At 55.2% G+C, this 11,983-nt stretch carries 8 protein-coding genes; 7 read left to right on the top strand and 1 reads right to left on the bottom strand.

The features are described from left to right. The first annotated feature begins 106 nt into the window (after positions 1 to 106). From HDF09_RS19880 to HDF09_RS19910, 7 genes are all read left to right on the top strand, one after another. The gene (locus HDF09_RS19880) at positions 107 to 1,825 is read left to right on the top strand and encodes a glycerophosphodiester phosphodiesterase family protein (protein WP_183769211.1); all 1,719 of its coding nucleotides are present in this window, start codon (positions 107 to 109) and stop codon (positions 1,823 to 1,825) included. Further along, positions 1,708 to 5,493: an RICIN domain-containing protein gene (locus tag HDF09_RS19885; RefSeq protein WP_183769212.1), complete on the top strand. Its 3,786-nt coding sequence runs from the start codon at positions 1,708 to 1,710 to the stop codon at positions 5,491 to 5,493. Before HDF09_RS19880 ends, HDF09_RS19885 begins: the two co-directional genes overlap by 118 nt. Before the next feature lie 606 nt (positions 5,494 to 6,099). Beyond that, positions 6,100 to 6,846, top strand: coding sequence for a 3-oxoacyl-ACP reductase family protein (locus tag HDF09_RS19890; RefSeq protein ID WP_183769213.1), 747 nt, complete (start codon positions 6,100 to 6,102; stop codon positions 6,844 to 6,846). Positions 6,847 to 6,868: 22 nt separating this feature from the next. Then, on the top strand, positions 6,869 to 7,468 hold the full coding sequence (locus HDF09_RS19895) for a TetR/AcrR family transcriptional regulator (protein ID WP_183769214.1): 600 nt from the start codon (positions 6,869 to 6,871) through the stop codon (positions 7,466 to 7,468). 231 nt (positions 7,469 to 7,699) lie between these two features. Then, positions 7,700 to 9,028, top strand: coding sequence for an IS1182 family transposase (locus HDF09_RS19900; RefSeq protein WP_183769215.1), 1,329 nt, complete (start codon positions 7,700 to 7,702; stop codon positions 9,026 to 9,028). A 384-nt stretch (positions 9,029 to 9,412) separates the two neighbouring features. Continuing rightward, the gene (locus HDF09_RS19905) at positions 9,413 to 9,928 is read left to right on the top strand and encodes a polysaccharide deacetylase family protein (protein ID WP_183769216.1); all 516 of its coding nucleotides are present in this window, start codon (positions 9,413 to 9,415) and stop codon (positions 9,926 to 9,928) included. A 329-nt stretch (positions 9,929 to 10,257) separates the two neighbouring features. Then, on the top strand, positions 10,258 to 11,076 hold the full coding sequence (locus HDF09_RS19910; protein WP_183769217.1) for an ROK family protein: 819 nt from the start codon (positions 10,258 to 10,260) through the stop codon (positions 11,074 to 11,076). Between the two features lie 300 nt (positions 11,077 to 11,376). Here the strand turns inward: HDF09_RS19910 and HDF09_RS19915 are convergent, their stop codons facing one another. Beyond that, positions 11,377 to 11,817 carry a hypothetical protein gene (locus HDF09_RS19915; RefSeq protein WP_183769218.1) on the bottom strand — a complete coding sequence of 147 codons (441 nt, stop codon included), beginning with the start codon at positions 11,815 to 11,817 and terminating at the stop codon, positions 11,377 to 11,379. Between the last annotated feature and the right edge of the window lie 166 nt (positions 11,818 to 11,983).

Below are 11,983 nucleotides of genomic sequence, written 5' to 3' on the forward strand. Positions count from 1 at the left end.
TCCTTTGGTCCGGATCGCTTAACAACATTTCTGCCCACACGACTCGACAACATACTGATCGCCTTGGCGATCAAACGCCTAGTTCCTGCCTGATAGGAGACACACGATGTTCCGCCCGAAACGTTACTTCGATTTCATGCGCCTATGGGTGCTACTTACCGGCTTCATTTGGACGACTGTAGCCCTGCCCCACACTGCTGCCGCACAGGATACTGTCGAACCGGCAAATAACACCGTATGGACAACGACCCTTGCCAACCCAAACCCTAACAATTTTGATACTCCGAATATTATGAGTGCGCTTTTTAACCCGCATTCAGATCTCGTTATGCTCTCCGCCCACCGTGGCATCCACGCGCTGGCCGGCTTGAGCCAGGCGGCAGGTGTCCCGGAGAACTCCTTGCAGTCGATCGGATTAGCTGCGCAAGCGGGATGGGAGATGATCGAACTCGACGTCAAACTGACGAGCGACGGGGTGCCAATCCTGAGCCATGATAAGACGTGGGGAAGAGAGTGGTGCGGGCTGGGTTCAGTCTTTTCGCCTGGCTCAGCAAATCCGTACAATCCGTTCACCCCTCCCGGTTCCATCTTCAACGATGCCAAAAACCCCGCAGTGAACGGTACGCTACTGTCGGATACGAGATCCTTCCTGGGCAACACCGTACTACGGGATAGCGTTAGTCTGCTAAATGCGGTTAATAACGGCTGCAATGGATTCAACAACGCTTTCGGCGAATATCCGCCCACCCTGGCGGATGCTCTTGACTACATCAGCAAAAATCATATCCGCATGGTCGTCTTGCTTGACATCCAGGGTATTGACGTAGCGCGAGCTGCACTGCCTATCGTAAAAGCAAAAAACGACGACCTCGGGCGTTCTTTCCTCACCTCAGCGGTCTTTAAGATGCCGGCGACTCTATTTCCCAATGGAACTACGGATTTCTTTACTACCTTCGGATCAGACTCCCAACATGTAATCTTTATACCGGTTATCAACACTGCGAATGTTGCTCCGACGACCACAACGATTACAGACACGGAGGATGGAGGCTTCGATGTAACAGATTTCGGGAACAACGGCTTCGGCGGCGAACAGGGCATTGTCAACTGGTTAGCCAGTATGCATTCCGGCCCGGTCCAGATGGCTGCGGTGGAAGTTAACCTCAAGGAGCCCGGCGGCATTCTAACCCAAACCGTGTTGCCAGCCGCCAAACAGAACCAGAACCAGCAGGTGACCGTCGGAGCTTTCAATCCAGTCGGCGAGTTTTACCCCAATGGCGACACCACCCAGACACCTCAGTTCTTCCGGTCCTCAAACGGTAGCTGTTGCGACATCCTTGATCAGTATCTCTACAACAATCCGAACGGGACAGGCCCCATTGATCCGACCCAGCCCGTAGACCACAGTGATCAGCGTACCAATCTCAGCTTCCTCCTCAGTCAAGGCTTCCAATACCTCATTACGGACGACCCAACCACCGCGAGCAATCTACTGCAACAACAGAATAAGCGGAACCTTTGCTATATGCAGCTGCCGCAAGGGCAGTGGGCGAACTGCACCCAGGCTCAAGCCTCTGCCCCCGCCCCCGCTTGTCAGGCAGGTAATCCCGCTTGCCTCAGTGCCGGCACGATCGGTACCCCACCAACAGCGCCTGGCTCATTGGCACCGCATCCCCGGCAACCAATTTTAATCTCACTCAGTGGGAGTTGCAATTACCTACGGGTACTCCGGGAAACCCTACGACTATCAGCAGTTCCCAACTCCAAGGGGGATTCCAGGACCAATATTTTTTCACGAACAGTTCCGATGGCTCTTTGGGGATGAAGGATCCGGGAATCAACTGCGTCACAACGCCTAATTCGGCACACTGCCGAACCGAATTACGCGAAATGAATGCAGACGGTTCTGCAGCGAGTTGGTTTCCGAGTGGGACCAATAAGTTGGACGCAACGCTCAAGGTGGAAGATCCAGGTGGTAGTGTCGTCATCGGTCAGGTGCATCTTGCCGGGGAGAAGCCCCTTGCCGAGTTGTACTATGATTCGGCTGGAAATATCGAGATAGGAGTGGAGCAAACAACGGCTGGAGGAAATCAGCTACGAACGTTCCTCGGTCAAGTTCCTGTCGGCACCCTTTTCAGTTATGAGATCAACTATTCCAATAATCAGCTTTCAGTAAGCATCAATGGGGGGACGCCTTTTGTCTTAAACACGTTCGGTGTTGGCGGCCTAGCCTCATATTTCAAGGCAGGAGCTTACGGCCAAACAACGGCTCCTTCCGATGTGCACTTTTTCAAACTGCAAATCACTCATGCGGGAACGATCAACACCAATGGCTGGTACAAGGTTGTCAATGTCAACAGTGGTCTCTGTGCAGATGTATTTGCATTTGGAACGGCCCTGGGGACCAGTCTGGACCAATGGCAATGCGGAAATGGCCAGGCCAATCAGCAGTGGCAGTTGACGCCGGTCGGCAATGGGATCTACCAGGTCAGCAGCCGCTTCGTGGCGATGTCGTGGAACGTCACCGGCGGCGTTGGAGCCACCGGCAACCAGGTCCCGATCCAGCTCTGGAGTTATGGCGGGGCTAGCAACGAGCAATGGCAAGCGGTGCTTCTGGGAGCCGACAGCAACTGGAACGGAATCTATAAATTCATCGCCCAAAACAGCGGCCTCTGCTTGGACGTGCCCAGCGCCTCCAAGTCGGACGGGCAGCAACTGGACCAGTTCTCCTGCAACGGCACGAATGCGCAAGCCTTTACGCTCGTGCCGGTCACGCCTGCGCTGGGCAATCCGGTTGCGCCCACAGCTGCTGCGCCTCCTCCTGCTCCAACCCCCAATCCGAACGCGTGGTACAACGTGGTGAATGTCAACAGTGGCCTTTGCGTGGATGATCTGAATTTTGGAACCGCGCTCGGCTCAGTGGTGGATCAATGGAGCTGCGGAAACGGCCAAGCCAATCAGCAGTGGCAATTGACGCCGACCGGAAACGGCTCCTACCAGGTTAGCAGCCGCCTCGTGGCCATGTCGTGGAATATCACCGGAGGAACAGGAGCGACTGGCAATACGACGCCGATCCAACTCTGGAGTTTCGGAGGAGCCAGCAACGAGCAATGGAAGGCTGCCTATCTGTCGACCGACAGCAATGGCAACAATGTGTACCAATTCATTGCTGAGAATGACGGGCTGTGTCTGGATGTGCCTGGAGCTTCCACATCGAACGGGCAACAATTGGACCAGTTCTCGTGCAACGGTACCAATGCGCAAGCCTTTACTCTCGTGCAGGTCAATCCTGCGCCGGGCAATCCGGTTGCGCCCACTGCTGCTGCGCCTCCTCCTCCTCCAACGCCCAATCCGAACGCGTGGTACAACGTGGTGAACGTCAACGACGGCTCCTGTGTTGATGTGTTTGACTGGGGAACTGCGCTGGGCACGCGTCTGGACCAATGGACCTGTGGAAACGACCAAGCCAATCAGCAGTGGCAGTTGACGCCGGTCGGCAATGGTGTCTATCAGGTCCACAGTCGCTTTGTGACCATGTCATGGAACGTGACCGGAGGTACTGGAGCGACCGGTAACCAGACGCCGATCCAACTCTGGAGTTACGGAGGGAACAGCAACGAACAGTGGCAGGCCATATTTCTACGCACCGATAGCGATGGCAACAACGTATTCAAGCTGATCGCTCAGAACAGCGGGCTGTGTTTGGATGTGCCCGGAGCTTCCAATGCGAACGGGCTGCAACTGGACCAGTTCTCCTGCAACGGCTCCAATGCGCAAGCCTTTACGCTCGTGCCGGTCACGCCTTCGCTGGGCAATCCGGTTGCGCCCACGGCTGCTGCGCCTCCTCCTGCCCCAACCCCCGATCCGAACGCGTGGTACAACGTGGTGAATGTCAACAGTGGCCTTTGCGTGGATGATCTGAATTTTGGAACCGCGCTCGGCTCAGTGGTGGATCAATGGAGTTGTGGAAACGGCCAAGCCAATCAGCAGTGGCAATTGACGCCGACCGGAAACGGTTCCTACCAGGTCAGCAGCCGCTTCGTGGCCATGTCCTGGGACGTCACCGGAGGTACTGGAGCGACCGGCAACCAGACGCCGATCCAGCTCTGGAGTTACGGAGGGCGCAGTAACGAACAGTGGCAGGCCGTGTATCTACGGACCGATGGCAATGGCAACAACGTATACAATCTGATCGCTCAGAACAGCGGGCTGTGTTTGGATGTGCCCGGAGCCTCCAATGCGAACGGGCAACAACTGGACCAGTTCTCGTGCAACGGTACCAATGCGCAAGCCTTTACGCTCGTGCAGGTCAATCCTGCGCCGGGCAATCCGGTTGCGCCCACGGCTCCTGCTCCTCCTCCTCCTCCAACGCCCAATCCGAACGCGTGGTACAACGTGGTGAACGTCAACGACGGCTCCTGTGTTGACGTGTTTGACTGGGGAACTGCGCTGGGCACGCGTCTGGACCAATGGACCTGTGGAAACGACCAAGCCAATCAGCAGTGGCAGCTTACCTCCGTCGGCAATGGTGTCTATCAGGTCCACAGTCGCTTTGTGGCCATGTCATGGAACGTGACCGGAGGTACTGGAGCGACCGGCAACCAGACGCCGATCCAACTCTGGAGTTACGGAGGGGACAGCAACGAACAGTGGAAGGCCGTGTATCTGTGGACCGATGGCAATGGCAACAACGTGTACCGGTTCGTCGCTCAGAATGATGGACTCTGTCTGGATGTGCCCGGAGCTTCCAATGCGAACGGGCTGCAACTGGACCAGTTCTCCTGCAACGGCACCAATGCGCAAGCCTTTACACTCGTGCAGGTCAATCCTGCGCCGGGCAATCCGGTTGCGCCCACAGCTGCTGCGCCTCCTCCAACGTCGTCTCCCACTCCGCCGCCCAGCAGCCCGCCGCCCAGCGGTCCGCAGAAGCTGCCGGCTAACTCCCCGATTGGTCCTGGGGCGTGGGCCATTCAGAACGTAAATAGCGGACTTTGCCTCGACGTCTTCGGTGGACAGCAGACAGCTGGCGCCGCTCTCGATCAGTGGCCATGCGGAGTCGGGCCGTCTCAGCAATGGTGGTTTTCGCCCGCGAGCTTCTTTGGAATTTCCTACAACATTGAGGACGGCTATGGAACCATCATAGATGTAGCTGGTGGTCCCAGCGTAACCTGGAACCAGGCTGGGATCGATCTTTGGACCATGAACGATCAAACCAACGATCAATGGGTAGCGGTTCGCCTGCCCTCGGGAGCCTACAACTTTGTCTCTGTCAGCAGCGGAAAGTGCCTGGATGTCCCGTTCTCTTCGACCAGTCAAGGTCTGCGATTGGATCAGTACGATTGCAATGGGACCAACGCTCAAGCGTTCTGGGTATATCCCGCGCCTACGTCCAGTGCAGGTGGCAGTTCCGGCGGTGGCAGTTCCGGCGGCAATGGTCCGGGCGGTGGCTGCTCCATTGGGCCACTTGGGACCGCCTGTAGGCAGCCTGACTAAACGGTGAGTGCTGTTATATTCTGATCGCCGGTCGAGGAGCGCAAGACCTCCTCGACCGGCTTTTTCTTTGTGCTCGGTCCGGCCAATCAACAATGGCAGCTGACGCCTACGGACGCCGGGTTCTATCCGGTCAACAGGGCTCTGTTGCATTAACTCCGTTGGACGCATTGTGGCTACGTCGCCGTTTGATCACCGCCCCACCAGTTTCGCCCCGAGATCGATCTGCTTGGCCGGCACCGCTCGGCCAACGGGTGCAACCGCTCATGCGCCGCATGAACGCGGCATTGTCGCGCGCGCCCTTCGCCATTTGTGTTCTTGGCCCATGCCCCGGCCCTGTCGTGGGCCTCAGCCACAAACGCCGTGACGTCGGCGGTCGCTGGGGCATGCGCCGAGGTCAGCTCCTTCCAGCTCTCGGCAAGTGGGTTGGGGTCGCGCCGGTCTGGTGGTTTCGACCCTGGCGACCCGAGCTTTTCCTTGCCGGATGCGAGTTTCTCGTCACTAATCCTGGAACATATGGAGTCGAGCAGACTGATCAGAGAAAATCTGAATCTTTTTCTGGATAATATAATCCAAAATGTTAAGTTGCACTCAAAACGGAGAATGGACATGACGGAAAAGTACGGTCGATCATTTACAGGCAAGGTCGCTCTCGTGGCAGGTGGCTCGCGAGGAATTGGCGAAGGAATCGTAAGGCGGCTTGCATCAGACGGCGCAGCAGTCGCATTTACCTATTCCAACTCGGAAGAAAAAGCGAAGCGGCTCACAAGCGAAATCGAAGCTGCGGGAGGCAAGGCACTCCCGATCAAAGCGGATAGCGCCTCTGCCGACGACATTCGTGCGGCAGTCGATCAAGTCGTAAAAGAGTTGGGCGAACTGGATATTTTCGTCAACAATGCCGGAATCTTGATTCGGGGAACCGTCGGCACCTACAGCCTCGAAGACCTCGATCGCATGTTGGACATTAACGTCCGAGCTGCATTTATCGGCATACAAGAGGCCTCGGAGCATATGAAAAACGGAGGACGGATCATCCTGATCGGCAGTAACACTGCCGTTCGCACAGCCTTTCCTGGGGCAAGCGTTTACAGCATGACCAAAGCTGCCCTCGTCGGATTGGTACGAGGAGCTGCCATCGACCTCGCACCTCGGGCAATTACCGTCAACAATGTCCAGCCTGGTCCGACTGCAACTGACATGAGTGCGCCACATGCCGAGGCGGTGAAGACCCTGGTTCCGCTTGGGCGAATGGCAGATGTGTCAGAAATTGCCGGTTTTGTCTCGTATCTCGCCTCCGATGAGGCCGGGTTCATCACAGGGTCGAGCCTCACAATCGACGGCGGATACATCGCATAATTGAAAACGAGGAGAGAAGGATATGGCCCGACCAAAGGAATTTGATCAAGAGAAAGCTCTTCATCGTGCCATATCCGTTTTCTCTCAAAAGGGCTTTGCTGCCACATCAACGGAAGACCTGATGCAAGCGATGGATGTTGGGAGACAAAGCATGTATGACACTTTCGGGGACAAACGTGCCCTCTTTCTAAAGGCTCTCGAAGTCTATGTCGCGGAGAGCGTTCGCGCGATCAATTTGGAACTCCAGAGCCCAGGGTCACCCCTTGCTGCTGTCCGGAGAGCACTTATCCAGTTTGCGGAGCGCAAAGATCTTTCCAGTACAGATGGTTGCATGGGAATCAATGCCGTCTGTGAGTTCGGGATGCGAGATGAAGAGGTGACGCAAATTACCCGCAGTGCAGGGAGGCTACAACGCCAAACACTCATGGATACGTTGAGACGAGCTCAACTGGAAGGCGAACTAGATGCTCCTACAGACATTGAGAGTCTCGCCGATTTCTTTGACAGCACGCTGGCAGGAATGAGGATCGCGGCGAAAGCAGGAAAGACTCGGCCAGCCCTAAAACGAATCGCTGTAGTTGCGTCAATAGTATTTGCCGGTACTAAATTATCGATCCTGTAAAAGTTGGCTTCTGTTTATTGATTGCGCGTGTTGCAAAATCTTGGCTCGTGACAACAGGCCAACGCGCTCATCGACATAGGGTTGAGCGGCATTCCGAGGATTGGTGCCCGAAAACGCCGGTCTCGCCATTTGGCCTTAGGCGTACTCGCAATGTTCCGGTCGGAAAGTTTGGGTGATTTAAACAGCTAGTAGTGAGACGATGTCCTCGCAAGGGCGAGGAATTTGTCGATTATGGCTTATATCAAAGGTGAAGGCCGCAGCCAAGGCACACTGTTCCCCGAGGTGCTCGATGAGCTTGTGCCAGCCGATCATGTGTGTCGTGTCGTCGACGCGTTCGTCGGCACGCTGGCGATGACTGAGCTAGGCTTTGAGCGCGCAGTAGCAGCCGACACCGGTCGCCCCGGCTACGATCCACGCGATCTGTTGAAGTTATACCTATACGGCTACTTGAATCAGATTCGATCCTCGCGACGCTTGGAAGCCGAGTGTCTCCGTAACGTAGAGCTGATGTGGTTACTGGGACGACTCTATCCAGACCACAAGTCCATCGCGGAGTTCCGCCGCGTCCACCGCGAAGCGGTGACCGCAGCTGGCGCAACACTTGTCCGGTTTGCGAAGAGTTGCGGTTTGATTCGTGGAGAGTGGATCGCCATCGATGGCTCCAAGTTCCGCGCTGTGGCCAGCATCGACACTGTTCGCGAAAGGATCGCATTACAGCGTTATCTCGACAGTTTGGAGAAAGCGGACACAGAGCAGAAGACGATGATCGATCAATCCGCCGTACAAGCTGCACTCGACAAGCTGAAGCAAAATGCGGAGCCAGAGGCCGGCTTCATGTTGGTTCGTCAGCAAGCTCTCCCGGCCTACAACATCCAAACGGCCGTAGATACGGAACATGCGCTGATCGTCGCCCACGCCGTCGTTCTTGATGCCTCCGATATCCGTTGTCTGAAGCCTATGGCGGAGGCTGCGAAGGAAGCGATTGAAGCAAGCAGCTTCAAGGTGGTAGCGGACGCCGGTTACTCCAATGGAGAGCAGGTCGCTCACTGCGAAGCGGCGGGCATGGTTCCGTATGTTCCAGTCATGCGAACGGTGAACAACCAAGGCGACGGCAGTCTTTTCGGTCGCGCTGACTTCCACTACAACGCTGACACTGATTCGTATGTCTGTCCCGGCAACAAGACGCTTCTGCGCAAGCACACCAATCAAAAAGACCGTTACACCATGTACAAAGCTTCAGCCGCTGACTGTGGTGCCTGTTCTCTCAAGTCGCGCTGCACGCAGGCTCCGAGGCGTGGTCTAGCCCGCCACTTATATGAAGAAGCATTGAATCGTATGCAGGAACGAGTGACGCCAGAAGCGATGCGGTTGCGTCGATCCACCGTCGAGCACCCATTTGCGACGATCAAGTATCGAATATTCGGGCACCCGCGTCTCCTGCTACGTGGATTGTCCGGCGCGAAGGCTGAAATTGCTCTCGCGACAATGGCATACAACCTCAAGCGCATCACAAACGTGCTCGGTGCAGCTAAAGTGACAAGGACCCTTCACCAACTGTGACAGGGTGCCGCTCCAGGGCTCACGATTCACAGTCTCGGGGAATCAGCGTGAACATTTCGTCGCTCCTCTCGCATCTCCTCAATTGTGTTTCGTAACGACCTCGAACGTCCCGCATGTAAATATCGCTCATTATTAGTGACGCTTAATGTAATTCTCACTCTCTTTACATGCTCGTTTCTTTACATACAATCATCGATCCATTAGCATTCCCGTCGAACGAACGTATCCTTGGCTCGCGGCGGCCTGTTCAGCCCGTCTGCCTGGCTCGAAGGGAATCTCTCGCCAAAGATGGACAGACGTGAGGTCATAAGAGGATTCGCGGCGGTAGTCGGGGTCATATGTGCGCGAGCTCGACTCTTGGCTGTTGACCAAGATCAGACCTCCATGGAGAAGCCGAGCTTTGCCGTGCCAATTCGCGGGATCACGAAAAAAGGCGCGAGACTTCTCCAACCGATCCAACTAACGATTGGGCACACCGGAACGGATGCAATGTTGGTGGTCCGCGCCGACCACGAGGAAGTCGACCGACGCGTTCTGTCTACAGGGACACATACATTCAGCGTCTATGTCGATCCGGTTGAAACAGCAACGCAAGTGCGTCTTGACTATGAAATCGCAGGCAAGTCGGACTCGGCTGACGTTCGAGTCGAACCGGTACGCAAAGTCGAGATCTTCATCCTGCCTCATTCTCACCATGACCTTGGGTTTACCGATCTCCAGAGCAATATCGAAGCAAAACAAATGACCAATATCTCCAAGGGAATTGCACTAGCGCGGGCCACGGCCAACTACCCGCAGGGAGCGCGATTCATATGGAACCTCGAGGTTCTCTGGGGAGCAGATCTGTTCCTGAGAACCAAGACCGAGTCAGAGCGCGAAGAGCTGATCAGCGCTGTGTAGAGGGGTTGGGTCGCGATCAACGGGATGTACGCAAACGAGCTTACTGGCCTTTACCGGCCTGAAGAACTTCTGCAATTGTTTCGTTACTCAACCGAGTAGGCCATCAATGCGGAGTCCGCGTTGACTCAGCCATGATCAGCGATGTTCCTGGGTGTACCTGGGGGACGGTCTCTGCGATGGCTCAGGCAGGCATCCGCTACTTCTCAGCTGCTCCCAATTACTTCGACCGCATAGGGGCTTTTATGGTAGAGTGGCAGGATAAACCCATTCTGGTGGGTCTCTCCTTCTGGCAATGAAAGAGTAACTTTTCTGGGTTCCTTGGACCGGGTATGCGATGTATTTCGCAATCCAATCCTGGTCAGATGGCAGCTTCAACGAGCAGCGGGGTCGTCGTGAGCTTCGATTTAGGAGGCAGCCACGTTGCCGCCATGGCTGCGAAGGTGAGCAGCCCTTTCGACGGAACCAGAGCATCCCTAGCCTTGAACGAAGGTGGTTCAGCAACATATCTGTTTGACCGGGTCGACGAAGTTGGTCGCATGGCTCTGGCTGCTCTGAACTCTTCGGAGGCCATAGTAGGAATCGCGGTTGCGATGCCGGGGCCATTCGAATACTCGACTGGGGTTTCGTGGCTGCAACACAAATTCTCTGCTTGGTATAGCGTCAATGTTTGTAAACATCTAGCAATTAGATTCGGGATTGACGAAAAGAACGTCGTGTTCCTCAACGATGCAGACGCCTTTCTTCTTGGTGAGCTTCAAGAGTCATTCGCGGCTAGGGCAATTGGAATTACTTTGGGGACGGGGATCGGCGCCTCATTTGCGATAGATGGACGAGCGGTGCCCGCAGCTGAAATTCTTCCCAACAATTGCGATCTTTATGCTCTCCCTTGGAAGGGCCGCACAGTCGAAGAATTTATTTCCACCCGTGGCATCATGAAACTGCATGAAGATCGCAGCGGGCGATATAGATCGGTCAAAGAGATTGCGGTGAAGTCCAACTTCGATGCTGTTGCGGCTGATACGATGTTGGCCTTTGGAAAAGAGCTCCGTCTGGTTGTCGAGACCTATCTTCTGCCCAATCATTTTAGGCGGCTCCATTTCTCGCAGCTCGGAGACTTTCTTGCCCGCAATGCGATCAGGACCACTTGAGCTGGCAGGCGTTCTGAAAATATCGTCTCACTTTGAGAACGCGGCTTTGCTGGGAGCAATGGCAGACTGGCTGCGACGGCGAGACTAGTCAAACCAAAATTAGATGCTGGGTACCAGCCAACATGAAGTCTAATCAGAGTTTGCTGCTAGGTCAGCTCTTGCTTTTGCACATCACGCGAGATGGAAACGCACCTTTACGATTTCACTATTCGGCCATCTAGACACTTTCGTGGACAACTGTCTTTGGCGAAGGTGGTATCGATGTCGAATCGAGCGGCGATTTTCGGGAGCGGTATCTATTCATCGATGAGAAGCTTCAACAAACCGCGTCCCACTAAGCCTCTTGAAGCCGCCCCTTAGAAACTGAGACCAGAGTCCCTTTCGGTAGGTCACGGCGCTTTGGCCGGCCTTCTCATGGACAGCCTTGGCATATACAGATGCGAGTTCAATCATCGCCTCATCCAAGCGCGGATATATCTCCAATAACTCAGCGATTGGGGTTCCAATAGAAAGAGGCTTTAGATGCTGGCGGTACAAATCGCCATTGATGCGCATCCTCAAGCCATTGGCTGCAACGAGGGCAGATGTCTCGGTTGGATACTGTTCGACTGTTCCAATGATGGCTGTGCGGCGTAGTCGCACACCAGTTTCGTCAGTTTCTCTCCAGAGGAACTCCCATCGATCGGGGCCCACCTTTCGTCTGGTGCGGCGAAGATAGTCATGTTGGTACGTTTTCTTCATAATGCCTCATGTAAAAGCAAGGCTACTCTCTGCCGTCTGTAACGACGGGAGCCAACAAGACTCGGCATCTCGGTCGCCTTAATCCCTCGAACCTGGCTTAGGAATAGAGGGTTCGGTCGAACAAGCAAATAAGAAACTGGCCTCAAGGCGGTAGGATTGCTAATGT

It is taken from the genome of Edaphobacter lichenicola, assembly GCF_014201315.1.
Classification (GTDB): domain Bacteria; phylum Acidobacteriota; class Terriglobia; order Terriglobales; family Acidobacteriaceae; genus Edaphobacter; species Edaphobacter lichenicola_B.

Excerpts from the sequence above, each read along its gene's own strand:
- HDF09_RS19880 (WP_183769211.1), top strand. The coding sequence starts at position 107 with ATGTTCCGCCCGAAACGTTACTTCGATTTCATGCGCCTATGGGTGCTA.
- HDF09_RS19900 (WP_183769215.1), top strand. The coding sequence starts at position 7,700 with ATGGCTTATATCAAAGGTGAAGGCCGCAGCCAAGGCACACTGTTCCCC.
- HDF09_RS19915 (WP_183769218.1), bottom strand. The coding sequence starts at position 11,817 with ATGAAGAAAACGTACCAACATGACTATCTTCGCCGCACCAGACGAAAG.
- HDF09_RS19895 (WP_183769214.1), top strand. The coding sequence starts at position 6,869 with ATGGCCCGACCAAAGGAATTTGATCAAGAGAAAGCTCTTCATCGTGCC.
- HDF09_RS19910 (WP_183769217.1), top strand. The coding sequence starts at position 10,258 with ATGCGATGTATTTCGCAATCCAATCCTGGTCAGATGGCAGCTTCAACG.
- HDF09_RS19905 (WP_183769216.1), top strand. The coding sequence starts at position 9,413 with ATGGAGAAGCCGAGCTTTGCCGTGCCAATTCGCGGGATCACGAAAAAA.
- HDF09_RS19890 (WP_183769213.1), top strand. The coding sequence starts at position 6,100 with ATGACGGAAAAGTACGGTCGATCATTTACAGGCAAGGTCGCTCTCGTG.